Source organism: Idiomarina abyssalis, assembly GCF_019797805.1.
In the GTDB taxonomy this organism is placed as follows: Bacteria; Pseudomonadota; Gammaproteobacteria; order Enterobacterales; family Alteromonadaceae; genus Idiomarina; species Idiomarina abyssalis.
In genome coordinates this window covers 1,141,394-1,157,788 of sequence record NZ_CP081832.1, presented here as the reverse complement: position 1 = coordinate 1,157,788, position 16,395 = coordinate 1,141,394, and the positions used below count along the sequence as shown (strand labels likewise).

At 46.3% G+C, this 16,395-nt stretch carries 18 protein-coding genes; 8 read left to right on the top strand and 10 right to left on the bottom strand.

From position 1 onward, the window contains the following. Positions 1-19 precede the first annotated feature (19 nt). Positions 20-1,834 (top strand): DUF885 domain-containing protein, encoded by a 1,815-nt coding sequence (locus tag K5X84_RS05465; RefSeq protein ID WP_222236881.1) that lies wholly within the window; start codon positions 20-22, stop codon positions 1,832-1,834. 1 nt (position 1,835) lies between these two features. On the opposite strand, the gene K5X84_RS05460 is transcribed toward K5X84_RS05465, so the two are convergent. The 4 genes from K5X84_RS05460 to K5X84_RS05445 all read right to left on the bottom strand — a co-directional run bounded on the left by K5X84_RS05460 (position 1,836) and on the right by K5X84_RS05445 (position 7,238). After that, positions 1,836-3,230, bottom strand: a complete 1,395-nt coding sequence (locus K5X84_RS05460) for a phospholipase D family protein (protein WP_222236880.1) — start codon at positions 3,228-3,230, stop codon at positions 1,836-1,838. Further along, positions 3,227-4,396, bottom strand: coding sequence for a vWA domain-containing protein (locus tag K5X84_RS05455; protein WP_222236879.1), 1,170 nt, complete (start codon positions 4,394-4,396; stop codon positions 3,227-3,229). The genes K5X84_RS05460 and K5X84_RS05455 overlap by 4 nt, the downstream gene beginning before the upstream one ends. 8 nt (positions 4,397-4,404) lie before the next feature. Further along, positions 4,405-5,241, bottom strand: a complete 837-nt coding sequence (locus K5X84_RS05450; RefSeq protein WP_222236878.1) for an AAA family ATPase — start codon at positions 5,239-5,241, stop codon at positions 4,405-4,407. 65 nt (positions 5,242-5,306) lie between these two features. Then, positions 5,307-7,238: a PAS domain-containing hybrid sensor histidine kinase/response regulator gene (locus tag K5X84_RS05445; RefSeq protein ID WP_222236877.1), complete on the bottom strand. Its 1,932-nt coding sequence runs from the start codon at positions 7,236-7,238 to the stop codon at positions 5,307-5,309. A gap of 101 nt (positions 7,239-7,339) precedes the next feature. Here K5X84_RS05445 and K5X84_RS05440 point away from each other — a divergent pair, with 101 nt between their 5' ends. Then, on the top strand, positions 7,340-7,810 hold the full coding sequence (locus K5X84_RS05440) for an SEL1-like repeat protein (RefSeq protein WP_222236876.1): 471 nt from the start codon (positions 7,340-7,342) through the stop codon (positions 7,808-7,810). Between the two features lies 1 nt (position 7,811). Here the strand turns inward: K5X84_RS05440 and K5X84_RS05435 are convergent, their stop codons facing one another. Continuing rightward, on the bottom strand, positions 7,812-8,879 hold the full coding sequence (locus K5X84_RS05435) for an alpha/beta hydrolase (RefSeq protein WP_222236875.1): 1,068 nt from the start codon (positions 8,877-8,879) through the stop codon (positions 7,812-7,814). A gap of 15 nt (positions 8,880-8,894) precedes the next feature. After that, complete coding sequence (locus K5X84_RS05430; protein WP_054487476.1) at positions 8,895-9,218, bottom strand: DUF3392 domain-containing protein; 324 nt, start codon at positions 9,216-9,218, stop codon at positions 8,895-8,897. A 121-nt stretch (positions 9,219-9,339) separates the two neighbouring features. Here K5X84_RS05430 and xthA point away from each other — a divergent pair, with 121 nt between their 5' ends. Beyond that, positions 9,340-10,149, top strand: a complete 810-nt coding sequence (gene xthA, locus K5X84_RS05425; RefSeq protein WP_199494652.1) for an exodeoxyribonuclease III — start codon at positions 9,340-9,342, stop codon at positions 10,147-10,149. Positions 10,150-10,173: 24 nt separating this feature from the next. On the opposite strand, the gene yfbV is transcribed toward xthA, so the two are convergent. Beyond that, positions 10,174-10,608, bottom strand: coding sequence for a terminus macrodomain insulation protein YfbV (gene yfbV / locus K5X84_RS05420; protein ID WP_222236874.1), 435 nt, complete (start codon positions 10,606-10,608; stop codon positions 10,174-10,176). 214 nt (positions 10,609-10,822) lie between these two features. Here yfbV and K5X84_RS05415 point away from each other — a divergent pair, with 214 nt between their 5' ends. The 5 genes from K5X84_RS05415 to K5X84_RS05395 are packed head-to-tail and all read left to right on the top strand — an operon-like array spanning position 10,823 to position 13,620. Beyond that, entirely contained in the window at positions 10,823-11,296 is a 474-nt protein-coding gene (locus tag K5X84_RS05415; protein WP_234972451.1) for a PTS glucose transporter subunit IIA, read from the top strand. Between the two features lie 20 nt (positions 11,297-11,316). Continuing rightward, the gene (locus K5X84_RS05410; protein WP_222236873.1) at positions 11,317-11,661 is read left to right on the top strand and encodes an arsenate reductase; all 345 of its coding nucleotides are present in this window, start codon (positions 11,317-11,319) and stop codon (positions 11,659-11,661) included. Further along, positions 11,658-12,788 carry a succinyl-diaminopimelate desuccinylase gene (gene dapE / locus K5X84_RS05405; protein ID WP_222236872.1) on the top strand — a complete coding sequence of 377 codons (1,131 nt, stop codon included), beginning with the start codon at positions 11,658-11,660 and terminating at the stop codon, positions 12,786-12,788. The genes K5X84_RS05410 and dapE overlap by 4 nt, the downstream gene beginning before the upstream one ends. Then, positions 12,782-13,489 carry a M15 family metallopeptidase gene (locus K5X84_RS05400; RefSeq protein ID WP_222236871.1) on the top strand — a complete coding sequence of 236 codons (708 nt, stop codon included), beginning with the start codon at positions 12,782-12,784 and terminating at the stop codon, positions 13,487-13,489. Before dapE ends, K5X84_RS05400 begins: the two co-directional genes overlap by 7 nt. After that, positions 13,462-13,620, top strand: a complete 159-nt coding sequence (locus K5X84_RS05395) for a DUF2897 family protein (RefSeq protein WP_054487465.1) — start codon at positions 13,462-13,464, stop codon at positions 13,618-13,620. The genes K5X84_RS05400 and K5X84_RS05395 overlap by 28 nt, the downstream gene beginning before the upstream one ends. On the opposite strand, the gene purC is transcribed toward K5X84_RS05395, so the two are convergent. From purC to dapA, 3 genes are read right to left on the bottom strand one after another with little or no spacing between them, the layout of a single operon-like run. Continuing rightward, positions 13,617-14,330 carry a phosphoribosylaminoimidazolesuccinocarboxamide synthase gene (gene purC, locus K5X84_RS05390; RefSeq protein WP_222236870.1) on the bottom strand — a complete coding sequence of 238 codons (714 nt, stop codon included), beginning with the start codon at positions 14,328-14,330 and terminating at the stop codon, positions 13,617-13,619. The two genes, K5X84_RS05395 and purC, sit on opposite strands and share 4 nt — an antisense overlap. 23 nt (positions 14,331-14,353) lie before the next feature. Further along, positions 14,354-15,442: an outer membrane protein assembly factor BamC gene (gene bamC, locus K5X84_RS05385; RefSeq protein ID WP_054487461.1), complete on the bottom strand. Its 1,089-nt coding sequence runs from the start codon at positions 15,440-15,442 to the stop codon at positions 14,354-14,356. After that, positions 15,442-16,332, bottom strand: a complete 891-nt coding sequence (dapA, locus tag K5X84_RS05380; protein ID WP_199494646.1) for a 4-hydroxy-tetrahydrodipicolinate synthase — start codon at positions 16,330-16,332, stop codon at positions 15,442-15,444. Before dapA ends, bamC begins: the two co-directional genes overlap by 1 nt. Positions 16,333-16,395 lie beyond the last annotated feature (63 nt).

Below are 16,395 nucleotides of genomic sequence, written 5' to 3'. Positions count from 1 at the left end.
CTGCAAGCAGGTACTTAAAATGATGAACAAAACCACTCTCGCTATTTCACTATCACTATTGTTAGCTGGTTGTGGCCAGCCACAGCAAACAGAAACAGCATCAGACAGTCAAACAAGCTCAGTTAAACAAACGTCTCAAACCGAAGAACTGCAAGAGATCTATAAGAATTACTTTGACGAACAACTGAAACTAAACCCGTTATTAGCGACTTATATTGGTGACAATCAATATAATGATGAATTGCCGAACTTCTATTCAGAAGAGCATCTTGAAGAATTACTCGCTTTAGAAAAAAGCTACTTAGAGAAAATTAAAGGCATCAATGCCGAGCAGCTCCCCCGCTCAGAGCGGATCAGTTATGAAATCTTCAAGCGAAACAGGGAACTGGCCATTGAGGGCGCGCAATATCCTGAGCATTTGTTACCTATCAACCAGTTTTATAATATCGCCGGTCGTCTGGCAATGCTGGGCTCTGGCACATCGGCTCAACCATTCAATACAGTAGAAGACTACCGTGCATGGGCCAGTCGCATGAAACAAATCCCCCGACTTTTCCAGCAAGCTATTGAGAACATGAAAGTTGGCGTTAAACAAGACATTGTTCAGCCGCGCGTTTTAATTGAGAAAGCCATTCCCCAAATTGATGCACAAATTACCGAAGACGTTACGCAAAGCATCTTTTGGCGTCCGGTAAAAAATTTACCTGAGGACATCGCAAATACAGACGCCAAAGCAATTCGTGAAGAATACCGCGATGTTGTCGCCAATACCGTCATGCCTGCTTATCAAAAACTCAGTGATTACCTCAGTAATGAGTATTTACCGGAGACTCGTACAGACAGTTTCGGCTTAGGTCAGTTGCCCGGCGGTACTGAGTGGTACAAGTATAAAATTAAGGCTAACACTTCAACTGAGTTAAGCGCTGATCGTATTCACAATATTGGTTTAGATGAAGTAGCCCGTATTCACGGTGAAATGCGCGAAATCATGGATGAAACCAACTTTGAAGGCGACTTACAGGCCTTTTTTGACTTCATGACGAACGACGAACAATTCATTTACGATAGCAGAGACGAAATGGTCGAAGACTACCGGTCCTTGCGAGGTACTGTTGATGAAGTCGTTGGCGAGCTGTTCGATATCTTTCCTCAGGCTGAGTACGAAGTGCGTAAAGTTGAGGAATTTCGTGAGCAGTCGGCAAGTTCAGGTTCTTACCAAGCCGCACCTACTGATAACTCGCGACCCGCAATTTTCTACCTGAACACTTACGACTTACCATCGCGCCCCAGTTGGGCAAAAACGGCGCTATTCCTGCACGAGGCAGCACCGGGTCATCATTTCCAGATATCCATCCAGCAAGAATTGGAAGACTTACCCCGGTTCCGGAAGTTTGGCCGGGAAACGGCCTACACTGAAGGCTGGGGGTTATACTCAGAGGCGCTAGGCTACGATATGGGGCTCTACGATGACCCTTACCAGCGTTTCGGACAGCTGGCTGCAGAGTTGTGGCGCTCTATACGCTTGGTCGTTGATACAGGAATTCACGCTAAAGGCTGGAGTCGTCAACAAGTACTAGACTACATGTATGACAACGCCCCGGTTGCAGAAGCTCGTGCGGTATCAGAGGCAGAGCGCTTTATGGCGTTACCCGGTCAGGCTCTGGCCTACAAAATTGGTCAGCTAAAAATTAGCGAGCTGCGCCGCGATGCTGAGAGGAAGCTGGGTAATAACTTTGATATCAAAGCTTTCCACCGTGTGGTTCTTGAGGACGGTGCTGTTCCACTGACCGTACTGGAGCGCAAGGTGAAACGTTGGGTTGCTCAGCAACTGTAGTTTAAAGCAAGTGATCAACCGGCAAACGGGCGGTTAACCAAACCGCCAAGCGCCGCCAAATACCGGCCCCCGGCTCTTTATAAAGCCTCAGCGCCGGTATTTTACTTTTATCCAGCCAATACAGCTTATAAAAACGATTAAGCCTCGCTTCGTAAGTGCGCAGCGGTAATTCATGCTCAAACATTGCGTTAATTCGTTCTGCCATCTCTACCGACTCTATTAACAAGCCTGACTCTGTATTGATCTGAGCTGATCTCGGATCAAAATTGAACGAACCGACAAACACTCTCTTAGCGTCAACGGTGACTGTTTTCGCATGCAGGCTTGAGGCAGAGCGTCTAAAATATGGCCTGACATCTTTACGCAGACGCTTCTCTTCTGTTCGGCGCAACTCAAATAGCTGTACCCCTGACAGTAATAAGCGTCGGCGATGACGCTGGTAACCAGCATGTACTGCCGGCACATCGGTTACTGCTAACGAATTAGTCAGGACCCGAACCTTAACCCCCTGCTCCGACAAATTTTCAAGCTCTTTAACACCAGCGGGTGTCGGAACAAAGTAAGGAGAAACCATCACAATTGAATGCTGCGCCGAGCCTAATGTCTTTGCTAGTTGTTGCGTAACCAGCCGTTGCGGCTTGCTATTTAACTGAGCCTTTAAAGGGTCATCACTGACCACAATGGCAGGCGCTTCATACCAACGCTCGGAGTCTTTGTCCGGAAAATTATTCAAATGTTCGTCCGACAGAACAAACTGCTTTAAATCCTGCAGTTCAGGATGCTTTTGGAATCCGGACCAAATATCCTCGAATAGTCGTTTCTGGTTGCCCGACTTTATTGAACTGACCGGCACCGACAAAAGACAATTCCAGTAGTGTTGCCAGTCCTCAAGAAGCTTATTAACAACCTCACCTTTGGCAATAACATCAAGATCGGAAAAGAGTTGACCGGCATGGGTGCCAAAATACTCATTACCAACGTTGCGGCCACCTACAATGCCAACTTTTCCATCGACCAGTAAGGCTTTATTGTGCATCCGTCGATTCATTCGCTTAAAGTCGGTAAGCCAGTTAAGCCAGCGCCAACGACGATGCGTAAAAGGGTTAAACAGTTTAATATTAAAATTGGTTCGGGAAGATAAGTCTCGTAATAACGGCTCTAACGGTTTGCTGTGTAAATCATCCAACAACAAATCAATGCGCACGCCCCTCTCGGCAGCGTCTAGCAACTCCTTTAGCAGCGTCAGGCCGCTACTATCCGGGCGCCACAAATAGTATTGCAAAGCAATATGGTATTTTGCCTCACGTATTAAACGGACCCTGGCAATAAGCGAACGATGAGCATCGCTTAAAAACTGAAACTTATTATCGGCAGAGGCCGCAAGTAAAGGAGTCATTTTATGCCACTTATTGCCCGTTCCAGACCGTCAAGAGTCAGCGGGTACATTCTGCCTCCGACTAAATCATTTATCATGCGCACCGACATGTAATACCGCCAATGTTCTTCAGGTTGAGGGTTAAGCCAGGCCACTTTTTCGAAGTGCTGAGTTAAACGGTTCATCCAGGCTTCGCCGGGCTCTTCATTCCAATGTTCAACACTGCCTCCGGGGTAGGCAATTTCATACGGCCCCATGGTTGCATCACCGACAAATAGCAATTTGTAATCCTCACCATATGTCTGAATCAACTGCTCGGTCGGAATTTGCTCCTGCCGACGTCTGGAGTTCTCTCGCCAGACACCTTCATAAACGCAGTTATGAAAATAAAACAACTCCAAATGCTTGAACTCATTTTTTAACGCTGTGAACAATTGCTCACATTGATAAACATAATCATCCATTGACCCACCAACATCCAGCAACAAAATAATTTTAACCGCATTATGTCGCTCAGACTGCCACTTCAGATCAAGTAAACCACCTTTTTTTGACGTAGCTTCAATGGTGCTTTTTAAGTCAAGTTCGCTAGCCGCACCCGTGCGCGCAAATTGCCTTAGCTTTCTAAGAGCCATCTGAAAGCCGCGTTGCTCCAGTCTGGCATTATCATCAAGGTCACGAAACTCGCGTTTATCCCACACTTTGGCCGCACTTCGATTACGATTGCCATCCTGGCCTATTCGAATACCTCCGGGATGGTAACCATAAGCTCCAAAGGGCGATGTTCCTCCGGTACCAATCCATTTCGAGCCTCCCTGGTGACGCTTCTGTTGTTCCTTTAAGCGTTCGTGAAAGGTTTTCATTAACTCATCCAGACTACCGAGTTGCTGTACCTTTTTCCTTTCTTCTTCGCTTAAGTTTCGTTTCAGTGCGTTTTCCAGCCAGTCCTTAGGTATCTTATCGGTCACATCGACATTAGCGACCTTATCCACATATTCGCTGAACGCACGATCAAACTTATCGTACTGAGACTCATCCTTGACCAGAATAAGCCGGGACAAATAATAAAACTGCTCGACGTCAGCAAAAGCCAGGTTAGCCTTCATTGCGCTGAGCAAATCCAGCCATTCGGTAATGCTGGTTTTAAGCCCATGCCGGCGCAGAGTTTGAAAAAAATCAATAAACATAACGCGGTTTAGCGCCGTTGGATGCGAGCGTATTCAGCTAAGCGCTCGACATCCTGTTCATGCTTGAGTAAAGCGCCTGACAGAGGCAATAAACCGCCTTGCTCACGGCTTTTTCGTAGTGAATTCGCGTCAATATCTTCCACAAGCAAAAGTCGCAGCCAATCCAGCAGTTCCGACGTTGAGGGCTTCTTTTTCAATCCGGGAACGTCTCTTAACTCAAAGAAAAGTGCCAATGCAGTATCAAGTAAATTCTTATGCAAGTTCGGAAAGTGAACATCAACAATGGCTTTTAACGTGTCACTGTCAGGAAACTGAATGTAATGAAAAAAGCACCGACGTAAAAACGCATCCGGCAGGGCTTTTTCATTATTCGATGTTATAAGCACAATAGGACGTTGCTGCGCTTTTATCTGTTCACCTGTTTCGTAAACATGAAAGGCCATTTGATCCAGTTCGTGCAGTAAGTCATTAGGAAACTCAACATCGGCTTTATCAATTTCATCAATAAGCAGAACCGGACGCTTTTCTGCTGTAAATGCCTGCCAAAGCTTACCAGGACGAATATAATTACTGATATCGTGGACTTTATCGCTACCCAGCTGGCTATCACGTAACCGCGATACAGCGTCGTATTCATACAAGCCTTGCTGTGCTTTTGTGGTTGATTTAATAGACCATTGCAGCAGCTCGGTATCTAATGCGCTCGCTAACTCTTCAGCCAGGCGCGTCTTCCCGGTGCCAGGCTCACCTTTTAATAATAACGGCTTTTCTAACGTCACCGCGGCATTGACGGCTGTTGCCAGTTCCTGCGAAACGACATACTGAGAACTGCTACTAAACTCCATTCTTGGATCCCTTAATTCAGTGAAAACTGCGCCTATGGTACAACAGGCATCAAGGGTTGTGCCAATCAGCGAGCCTTTCTGCTCTGCAGCTCAGTAAATCTTTGAAGAACCTTTGCAATATCTGCCTTAACAAATGGTTTGGTGACATAATCATTCATTCCGGCACGCAACGCCTGAGTCCGGGTCTCAGGGTAAGCATCGGCAGTTAAAGCAATAACATAGGGCTGATGGATGTCCATTTCGCGCAGCACCCGAGTTGCTTCCATACCGTCCATATGCGGCATATGAAGGTCCATAAACAATACATCGTAGTTTCTTGCCTGCATCATCTTCAGCGCATTTTGTGCGTCGCTCACCAGCTCAACATTCTGATTCAGAGACAACAGCATCTCCTTTATTATCAGCTGATTTATTTTATTATCATCGACAACCAAAACTTGCACTTTGGGTAAAGGTGGCATCTTCTCAGTCTTTGGTTCATTCGCTCCTGCGATCTGAACCGTCATGGGCAGACAAAGGGTGAAACAAGAACCGTGATCAGGTTTGCTATCAACCTGAATGGTACCACTCAATAATTGTACAATATTGCGAACAATAGCCAGTCCAAGTCCACTTCCACCTTCCGGCCGGTTAAAGCCATCCTGCTCTTGCTCAAACAGTTGCCATATCCGCTGGGTATCATGGATCCCCTTCCCTGTATCCTGGACTTTTACAACCAGTTCCCCTTCGTTTTTCTTGTTTTCGTAGCCTTGCCAGCTTGCGCTGACAGAAATGGAGCCATTTGTAGTGAACTTTAATGCGTTACTGACCAGGTTACTGACAACCTGCGCCACCCGAGCCTGATCCATTAACACGCTTTCCGGAATGTCTTCGCTAACATCCACAATAAAGTCTAACTCTTTGTCCTTTATCGGTTGCTCAAACAAACGAATAACATGGTGTAATACCCTGACTGGAGAGTGCACTCCTAAAGTCACCTTCAGCTGCCCCTCTTCTGCCCGGGTTAAATCAAGTACGTCGTTCAGTGTGGTCAACAAGTAGTCACCGCTGTTCTTAATAGTGGCAAGCAACTGCTGTTGGTGAGAGTTGAGGTTCGTCGATTCTAACACTGAAGCTATACCCAGTATGCCATGCAATGGGGTTCTAATTTCATGAGACATATTGGCCAGGAATACATTTTTCGCATGTGCCGCCCTGCGGGCATCGAGTTCCGCTTTTTTCTGTTCAGTCACATCGGTAACGGTACCCGTGTAACGAATCGCCCGGCCTTCACTATCGCGCTCTATAATCTTTCCCCGATCCAGAACATAAACCCAATGCCCTTCTCTATGTCTTATCCGATGCGTACTCTCGTAAAAGGGGGTAATACCGTCCAGGTGGTCTTTAATGGCTCGCCAAACGCCGTCGTAATCTTCCGGATGCAAACGACTTGACCAGCTTTCTACATTTGCCTCCAGTTCGTTCACCTCCCAACCAAACATATTGGCCCAGCGCTTATTAAAAATTGTGACTCCCGTTTGCGGATTCCATTCCCAGGTGCCCAGCCGCGTTGCGTCTAAAATGAGTTGTAACCGGTTACGTTCCATTTCCAAGGCTATTTGCAACTGTTTACGCTCAGTAATATCGATTAAATAACCATACAGATGGTTAGTGCCATCTTCATGCTGCATTACCACTGTGGTATCGGACACCCAGACATCTTGCCCGTTAACATGCTTTACCCGGTAATCCTGATGCGTTATTGAGCCACCAGACTCTTTCCCTAAAAGGACTTCCACCTCATCCATAACGCGTGGAAGGTCATCCTGATGAATCAGATCACGATATTCTATTTCTCGTTTTTCTAATCTTTCCTTCTTATAGCCAAGCAGACTTTCAATGTTGTCAGACACAAAAAGAACAGGCCAGCCAGGAGAGTCCTCCCATACAAACAGGCTTAAGCGGCTGCCCACGTTCAGCAGGGCCGCTAAATTTTCATTAGTTACAGGTGTTGTCATCAACTTAGACTCTCTTTAGAGGCTTTACTTCGACCAGTTTGCCGCACTAGCAACTTGGTGTACACTGGCAAAAACAATAACATAAAAACAACGATACCCGGATGACCCAGGCAAACGTCAATGAATGGCAAACAGCGCTACTAAAGCAGGTTGATCAACTCATAGAGTTGGCTAAGACTCGTTTACCTGCCAGACAACAGCCTACCATCCGCGGCCCCGAATACTGGCAGCGTTTTGCTAAACATCACTACGTAAGAGCGGCTGATTTATTGAAGGCCGGAAACGGTTTTGAAGCTGCGAAGCATTTCCGTAGAGCGGCACTTTTTGGTCACAGCAAAGCGATGTTATATTTAGGACAAATGTTTTTGCAAGGCAAAGACTTACCTGAAAGTGTCTTTCACGCCTGCTGCTGGCTAACCCTCGCTGATAGAGCCGGAGAGGTTGGGGCGGAGCAAATTATTAATGATTTGCTCCATAAACTGACCGCTAGAGAATTAAACAGCGCCCGTCAATTGGCTGCCGAGCGCTTTGAGCAAATTTGTGAGGCCAGCTTCGACGTCCATGGTCTGTAGCTTAAGGATGCCACAGCTTAGTTTTTTCACGAAGCTTGCCACTGGCTACCCAGTCCTGAAGCTGATCCGCCATGCGTTTGCCCGCATCAACCGATTTTTCCCAGTAATCGATACGAGTCGCTGCATCCAGACTCGCAAAATCTGTTCTGTCTGGAATTTTGCCGTAAGGTAAAGACTGAATGAAGTCTTCTGATGGTGTAACAAATACTACGTTAGGCCATTTTTTCCCGGTAGTCCGCCGCCAACTCAGACGTTTATCGAACCAACCCGGAATTGCTTCGCGGTGGAAGTGAGGATAAAGCACCAGACCATTAACTTCTGACAAGTCTAAATCGAAATGGTAGTCAGTGATCCCGCCGTCACGGTATGTTCCTGTTGGCGCTCCCGGAATGTCGGTAACACCGTCCAACACCAGAGGAATTGAACCTGTCGCTAACAGAGCCGACTGAAAATTTTCATGGGTAAGCTCAACGTGGTGTGTCGGCAAGTCGCGCCAACCTCGCGAAAAGCTAAGATCCGACTGCGGGTGATGAAAAATAACTCGCTCGTAAAACAGCCCTAACCACCGACGATTTAAGCCATTAGCAAAAGCAGAGCTTAACAAACCCAGCATTTGTTTCTTTGTTTCAGCGGCTGTCCACCCCCGGCATCGAGCTACAATGAAATGATGCCGTACGGCCGACTGACCTAAAATTTCAGTTACTGCCTGCTCGGGAACATACTTGGCCAATAAAGCTTTAGCTTCGCTGGTTATCTCATCCCTGTCAGGTTTCGCGCTGTAAGTCTGGGTTCTGTATAAACGACAGAATAAGTCACTGGCTGCTACTGGGTCCTGCTGCCCAAGCGCCGCGAAACGCCATGCACCGGCAGAAGTCCCTAAGGTATTAAGAGGCTCTTTTTTATCTTTAAAAAATTCGCCAAACATCCACCGGTCCAGCCCCTGAAGCACAAACCACTTAGGTCCGCCGGAAGCCCCTAATAACAAACCGACATCGTCGGCTGTAAGCCCCTGCTCCTGTATATGCTGATAAGCCGAGGCTCCAGCCTTTATGTCAATCCAATCTGTCATACCACCTTCCCAGGCTTATAGTTGTCGTTTTCTTTCTGCGAGGAACCCCAGCAAGAATAATATTCCAATAGTGCTAACCGCCAGCAAATGAAGCGGAATAAGACTTAACCATCCGGCTAAAACCGGTGTGAACCAAACGGTTAACCAACCATACCCAAAAGCACAAACAAGAATAAAGGCCATTGTACGGAACACAAAGTGCCAGTGGCCCACTTGCCTTTTCACCATACGGTTAACTTCGGCACCATAGATGACCAGTAATGTGGCAATAATCATCATGGCTAACTCGTAAAAATGCGGGCGAATCATTAAGCCCAGATTATTTAGCACATTCTGCATGCTAATACCCCTCTCAAAATCGTCGCCCGAGTATACGAATTTTCTCGAGCGTTCGCATCCCAAGTTTGCCTTTTGCTGTGTTATCCTACGACAATAAAGAGGCTTATTTATAGGACGTTCAATGAAAATCATCTCATTTAATATCAATGGTATACGCGCACGTCTGCACCAGCTGCAAGCGTTAATCGATAAACATCAACCTGATGTCATCGGCCTTCAGGAAACTAAAGTCCACGATGACCAGTTTCCGTTAAAAGACGTAGAGGCAATGGGTTATCACGTCATTTTCCATGGGCAGAAAGGCCACTACGGAGTAGCAATGCTCAGTAAAAAGCCTCTGGAAAACCCTCAGTTTGGCTTTCCTTCTGACGACGAAGATGCCCAGCGCCGAATGATTATGGGTGACTATCAACTTAACGACGGTAGTTATGTGCGCATTTTAAACGGTTATTTTCCTCAGGGAGAAAGTCGCGATCACCCAACCAAATTTCCGGCAAAAGAGAAATTCTATCAGGACTTAATGAGCTATCTGGATAACGACCTTTCTCCTGAGCAGCCCGTTATAGTTATGGGTGACGTGAATATATCCCGCATCGATCTGGACATCGGCATTGGTGAGAACAACAAAAAGCGTTGGTTGAAAACCGGCAAGTGCAGCTTCCTACCAGAAGAGCGTGAGTGGATGCAAAAGCTCATGGACTGGGGCTTTACAGACACCTACCGCAAACTAAACCCAGATGTGGATAACCAGTTTAGCTGGTTTGATTATCGCTCTCGTGGCTTTGACGATAACCGCGGACTGCGGATTGATCTTATTCTCGCCACACAAGCATTGGCAACAAAGTGCGAGGACAGCGGCATAGACTACGAACTCAGGGGTATCGAGAAGCCTTCCGATCACGCGCCTGTCTGGTCAACCTTTACAGTCTGATTAACACATTGCCGCCGGTTGATATTAATGTTCTTCCGGCGGTAATGTTTCCAGCGCTTTGCGCAAAATAATTGCCAGATCCATATACTCCGGCCCTTTTTTACCTTGTGGATGGCACTCAACGCCTTGTTTTCTTAGCTTGTCTCTTAATTCTTTATACCAATGACGCAACGAAGGCTTTAGAGGTTGTCTCGAACGCCACCCCAACCAGTATAATCCCTGCAACGGCAGGCTTAGCATAATTAAAGACAGCATAAATCCCGGAGCCAGTTGTTCTTCTGGCATAAATTGCCAGGTTAATGCTGCATTTAAAACAGCAATGGCCGGAGTCCAGCTAATGGCCTTGCGTGTCACCGGTATAATTCTCGATTCAGCCATAGCGGCAACAACTGAATGATGAGGCCATTTATCGGCATACACCTTTCCATCTCTTAAAACAGCAAAAAATGAACGACTCATGATGACCTCTTTGCCAAACCTGATGTAATTATAAACGATTACCTGTCTATTGTACGATATTCGCACTTTCATTATTACCTTTATTTTTCATGCACTTGCAGCCTTACAACCGCGTAGTGCACAAAGATATCCACAGTTAATGTGGATACAGTTGCAGCCAGCCTTTAGCTTTGCCACTATACTATCTGAATTAGTCAGTAGCATGGTGTCAGCAGTGACAACAAGTAAGCTTCCCATTCTCTATGCGCCGATAACCGGACGCATTATCACAGCGCAACCTTCTCCACCAGTATGCCAGCATGGTTTACTCGGTAAAGGTGTTGTCATAGAAATGACCGGCAGTACCTTGTATGCACCGGCTGATGGCGAACTGACCCAGATAAGCAGTAGTGGCGATTACTTGTCTTTACGTCTGAATGACACTTACTCTCTACAGTTAATCACAGGTTCAGGCGATGCCTTCGGAACCCACCCAGCTTTGACCGTACTTTGCCGTGAACAAAGCCAGGTTAAATGCGGCGATCCTCTGGTTAAGATTAACCAGTCGTTGCTGCGCAGTTTAAAGCCTGTGCAACAACGGCTTGCGGTTCTCATTTGTTCGCTCGGTCCTGAACAGATAACTGAACCCTTTGACTGGCTGCAATCCGGACTCGTTACCGCAAAAGACAGTCCACTTATTACTTATTAACACCGACAGGAGCTGTACCTATGTTGCGCGTTTATGGCATAAAAAACTGCGACACCATTAAAAAATCACTTAAATGGTTAGATAAAAACGAAGTCGATTACGAATTTATTGACGTTCGGCAGCAGCCATTACAAAAAGAAACGGTAAACGCTTGGTTACAGCAACTGCCTGCAGAGTCGCTATTGAACAAACGCAGTACCAGTTGGCGTAATCTTTCTGATGAACAAAAGGCTCTTGAAGATACAACTAAGGTAGCTGAATTAATTGCCGAGCAACCAACTCTGTTTAAACGTCCACTGGTTCAGTCCGGCCAGGCTATTCATTGTGGTTTTAATGAAAAACTCTGGAGCGAACGCTACTTATGAGTTCAGAGACACTAAAGCTTGCTCATGAGCTCATTTCCCGCCCCTCCATTACACCAGAAGATGAAGGCTGCCAGCAGCTTATCGGTGAAAGGCTCGCAGCGTTGGGATTTGAGCTCGAATCCATGATCTTTGAGGACACAACCAATTTATGGGCACGTCGTGGTCAGGGCCGTAAACTGTTTTGTTTCGCCGGGCACACCGATGTGGTTCCTCCTGGTGATGTCAACGACTGGCAGTTTCCTCCATTCCAGCCAACGATTCATAATGGCTATCTTTATGGACGCGGTGCAGCCGATATGAAAGGCAGTTTAGCGGCTATGCTCACCGCGACCGAACGTTTCGTAAAGGATTACCCTGAGGTTGATGCTGATATTGGTTTTTTGATCACCAGTGACGAAGAAGGGCCTTTTATTAACGGAACCAAGCGGGTTATCGAAACGCTGGAACAGCGTAACGAAAAAATTGACTGGTGCATTGTTGGTGAGCCCTCTAGTACCGAAACTCTGGGAGACATTGTTAAAAATGGTCGCAGGGGAAGTTTAACCGGTGACTTAACGGTATTAGGCATACAAGGCCACGTTGCTTACCCTCATCTGGCACAAAACCCGGTGCACGACCTTGCCCCCGCACTCAGTGACTTGATTCAAGAGGAATGGGACTCAGGCAACGACAGCTTTCCGCCAACAACCTTTCAGGTGTCAAACATTCAGGCCGGAACCGGCGCAGGAAATGTGATACCAGGACGTATTGAGACACAGTTCAACTTTCGCTTCTCAACTGAACTGACCGCGGACAAAATTAAGCAGCGGGTTGAGGCAATTCTCAATAAGCATTCATTAAAATACAAACTGCAATGGAAGCTTAACGGACCACCGTTTTTAACCGATTCCGGCGCGCTTGTAGAGGTCGTTCAGTCTGCCATTGAGCATGAGTGTGGCTTTTCGACAACCCTCTCCACCGCTGGTGGTACTTCCGACGGACGTTTCATTGCGCCTACCGGAGCTCAGGTAATAGAACTTGGCCCCGTCAATGCCACCATTCATAAAGTGAACGAATGCGTTAAAGCCAGTGATTTAGACAAGCTCAGCGAAGTGTATTATCGCTGTATGGAGAAGCTACTATGTTGAGTAGCAACGAGCTTACGGGCGCCTCTGAAACACATCTAACTGCGGTAGACGGGCATAAACTTCACCCGGATGCCGCACAAGCTTATCTTGCTATGCAGAAAGCAGCGGCCACTAATGGAATTGAGCTCGCTATTGCCAGCGGGTTCCGTTCACTGGACAGGCAGCTCTCTATCTGGAATAGAAAATGGCGAGGCAAGTTGCCACTGTTGTCCAAACAAGGTGAGCCGCTGGATGTTTCCACCTTAACCGATACAGAAAAAATGCACGCTATTTTGCACTGGTCTGCATTACCTGGCAGTAGCCGACATCACTGGGGAAGTGACTTCGATATCTATGACCCTCGCCCATTTCAAAGCAATGAGCTTAAATTACGTTTAGTACCAGCAGAATATACGGATGCGGAAGGCCCCTGTCATACACTTTGGCAATGGCTGACTCAACATGCTCACGAAAGCGGCTTCTTTTTTCCGTACGCCCGTTATCAGGGAGGCGTTGCCCAGGAACCATGGCATTTAAGTTACCGCCCAGTGGCGAAAGAATGCCACCAGCAGCTGAACCTGGAGTTACTGGCCGAAACCATCAATTCGCTTGCTATTGAAGGCAAGCACATCATATTGGAAAATCTGGAGCAAATTAAAAAACAGTATGTCGATACAATAACGGAGGATGACGGATGGACGAATATTTGGTGTGGTTACTGATACTGTTAGTACTGGGTGTCGTTATCAGCAATATTATGGTCTTAAAATATACAGCGAAGTTTAAATGGCCTGGTACGAAATCGTCTAAAACCGAAGACGACTCCGACCAGGAACCCGATAAAAAAGACTAATCCAGCTTCACGCCCAGACGTTTAGCAACTTCCCGGTACGCTTCAACAACACCGCCTAAGCCCTGACGAAAACGATCTTTGTCGAGCTTTTCACGGGTTTCAGCGTCCCACAAGCGACAACCGTCTGGAGTGAACTCATCACCCAGCATGATTTGCCCGTCAAACACGCCAAATTCAAGTTTGTAATCAACCAGCAGCAAACCTGCATCGGCAAACAAAGCTTTAAGTACGTCGTTCACTTTAAACGTCAGTTCTTTCATCTTTTCAATTTGCTCTGCCGTTGCCCAACCGAAGGCCTGAATGTGATATTCATTAACCATAGGGTCGTGTAACGCATCGTTTTTCAAAAAGAATTCAAATGTTGGTGGATTAAGTTCTTTACCTTCTTCAACACCTAAACGGCGAACCAGAGAGCCAGCAGCGACGTTACGAACAACACATTCAACCGGAATCATATCCAGTTTTTTCACCAACGAATCGGTATCGTTTAAGCATTCGTCCAACTGTGTCGGAATACCGGCTTCTTCTAATTTAGCCATAATAAAGTGGTTAAATTTGTTATTTACCATTCCTTTATCATCAAGCTGTTCGACCTTTTCGCCGTCGAACGCTGAAGTGTCATTACGAAACTCCAGAACAAGACGGTTAGGATCGTCGGTATGATAGACCGTCTTTGCTTTACCCCGATACAGTTCACTGCGTTTTTCCATGAATCTTTCCACTCGCGCTTAAGTTAAAGTTTGCTTTGCTGTTTAACAGCTGCTTTAAAGGCTTCAAATACTTTGTTCATCCATTCATCCGAGACAAGTTTATCGTCTTTATAAACCGTAACCGATGTATTCTCGCCGTCATCCAATAACCAGAATTCGTACTCACCTTCAGCTATACCAAGGTTTTCATAGTCATCGCCGCCGATAAACAGGAAGCCACTACCCGGTTCACTATACTCAACAAAGTAAGTGCCTGATTCACGGTTTAAGTCGTCAACTTCGAACCCAATTTCTTCCAGAGCAAGGTTAACCAGTGGCCATGCTTGATCGAAGTTATCTTCAACCACAAATATAGAGTGACCTTCAGCCGCTTGTGATAAACGAGTATCAATTCCTTCTGCTTTATTACGGGCAACAGCCAATTGCTGCTTACGGTTCACTTCAGAAATAATAGCGTTTAATAAATCGGTTTCCAGGTTTCGAACAATGAGTGGAGCAACCACTTTCTCTTCACCACCAACGACTTGGGTGAAGTCATTAACATTTACCCGCAAACTTGTCGTACGCTTGTGAGACTCTGTTTCCTGAAGCAACTCGTAACGAAATGTTCTTTCTAACTCACTGTCGCTTTCACCACCAAAACCAAGAAAGCCGCCTTCTCCATCAATTGTTTGCTGAATGGTCATTTGCTCAGTTAACCAACGGTTCTCGTTAACTTCTTGCCATTCAAGGTTACGGCGCTTCAGAACATCTCGCGCTGCCTGACGAACAAATTCAGCAACTGAATCACCCATACCATCGACAACGTCAAAATACACCCGAGTTTCTGTTTCAGTTTCTAAAACGCGACTTCCTAAACCCAGAGGGCGAACTTGCTGAGGGGCAGTAATGTTAACCCGGTGGCCAATAGGAGCTTGTGCAATATCGGTTTCAGGAATTCGATACTTACTTCCTTTTTCCGGCTGTTCCAGGTCCCCCGGAATATCCAGTGCTGAAGTCGGCTGAATATTCACATACTCAAACCCGCCACTTGCACGTTCTTTTTCTACCGAAGAACAACCTGTGATAACTGCGGCAGCTAAGCCCATATACGCAAGGCGAGACAATTTCATTAAGACTCCTGAATATTCAATAGATTTGCTTTTTGCAACACTGACTCAATCAATTGTTGATTCTGTTCTTCCGGAGGAGTCAGAGGCAGTCGATAGTTTGCACTTACCCAGCCCATTAACGCTAAAGACCATTTAACAGGTATTGGGTTGGATTCAACAAATAACATATTATGCAAAGGTTCCAGCTCAGCATCGATTTGATTAGCCCGCTCGGTATCACCTGAAACTGCAGCCGTAACCAATTCTTTCATTTTGGCAGGGACAATATTGGCAGTAACACTAATAACGCCATGACCACCCGCAAACATAAATTCGCGTGCTGTCGGATCATCACCGCTTAACAATATAAAGTCATCGCCACAGCGCTTTTTCAGCTCTTGTACACGACTTACGTCACCAGTAGCTTCTTTTATACCAATAACATTATCAATTTTTGCTAACTGTTCGACCATGTCAGGTGTCATATCAAGACTTGTACGGCCCGGAACATTATATAGGATTTGGGGTTTATCAGAGGCGTCGGCGCAAGCCTTGTAATGTGCAATAAGACCGGTTAAAGAAGGTTTATTGTAGTACGGCGTAACATTTAAAAATCCACTCACACCTGCCTGAGTCATTTTTTCAGTTAATTGCACCGCTTCGCTGGTCGAGTTTGAACCGTTACCAGCAATAATATCAATACGTCCTGCGCTAAGTTCGACCATCGCATTAACGACATCAATATGCTCTTCATGCGTTAAGGTTGTTGACTCCCCTGTCGTGCCAACCGCTACAATAGCGTCCGTACCCGCTTCGCAATGTTTATTCACCAGAAACTCAAGTTCGCTGTAATCGACATTGCCATATTTTGTAAAAGGGGTAACTAAAGCGACAATACTGCCCTTAAGCATACATTCTCCAAGTCCTAAATTGGGGCTCCAATGGTAATGCCAGCCCTAACGAAACACAAGTGA

Bases quoted from the DNA above. Each gene is read 5' to 3' on its own strand.
- K5X84_RS05465 (WP_222236881.1), top strand. From the start codon at position 20: ATGATGAACAAAACCACTCTCGCTATTTCACTATCACTATTGTTAGCT.
- K5X84_RS05460 (WP_222236880.1), bottom strand. From the start codon at position 3,230: ATGACTCCTTTACTTGCGGCCTCTGCCGATAATAAGTTTCAGTTTTTA.
- K5X84_RS05455 (WP_222236879.1), bottom strand. From the start codon at position 4,396: ATGTTTATTGATTTTTTTCAAACTCTGCGCCGGCATGGGCTTAAAACC.
- K5X84_RS05450 (WP_222236878.1), bottom strand. From the start codon at position 5,241: ATGGAGTTTAGTAGCAGTTCTCAGTATGTCGTTTCGCAGGAACTGGCA.
- K5X84_RS05445 (WP_222236877.1), bottom strand. From the start codon at position 7,238: ATGACAACACCTGTAACTAATGAAAATTTAGCGGCCCTGCTGAACGTG.
- K5X84_RS05440 (WP_222236876.1), top strand. From the start codon at position 7,340: ATGACCCAGGCAAACGTCAATGAATGGCAAACAGCGCTACTAAAGCAG.
- K5X84_RS05435 (WP_222236875.1), bottom strand. From the start codon at position 8,879: ATGACAGATTGGATTGACATAAAGGCTGGAGCCTCGGCTTATCAGCAT.
- K5X84_RS05430 (WP_054487476.1), bottom strand. From the start codon at position 9,218: ATGCAGAATGTGCTAAATAATCTGGGCTTAATGATTCGCCCGCATTTT.
- xthA (WP_199494652.1), top strand. From the start codon at position 9,340: ATGAAAATCATCTCATTTAATATCAATGGTATACGCGCACGTCTGCAC.
- yfbV (WP_222236874.1), bottom strand. From the start codon at position 10,608: ATGAGTCGTTCATTTTTTGCTGTTTTAAGAGATGGAAAGGTGTATGCC.
- K5X84_RS05410 (WP_222236873.1), top strand. From the start codon at position 11,317: ATGTTGCGCGTTTATGGCATAAAAAACTGCGACACCATTAAAAAATCA.
- dapE (WP_222236872.1), top strand. From the start codon at position 11,658: ATGAGTTCAGAGACACTAAAGCTTGCTCATGAGCTCATTTCCCGCCCC.
- K5X84_RS05400 (WP_222236871.1), top strand. From the start codon at position 12,782: ATGTTGAGTAGCAACGAGCTTACGGGCGCCTCTGAAACACATCTAACT.
- K5X84_RS05395 (WP_054487465.1), top strand. From the start codon at position 13,462: ATGGACGAATATTTGGTGTGGTTACTGATACTGTTAGTACTGGGTGTC.
- purC (WP_222236870.1), bottom strand. From the start codon at position 14,330: ATGGAAAAACGCAGTGAACTGTATCGGGGTAAAGCAAAGACGGTCTAT.
- bamC (WP_054487461.1), bottom strand. From the start codon at position 15,442: ATGAAATTGTCTCGCCTTGCGTATATGGGCTTAGCTGCCGCAGTTATC.
- dapA (WP_199494646.1), bottom strand. From the start codon at position 16,332: ATGCTTAAGGGCAGTATTGTCGCTTTAGTTACCCCTTTTACAAAATAT.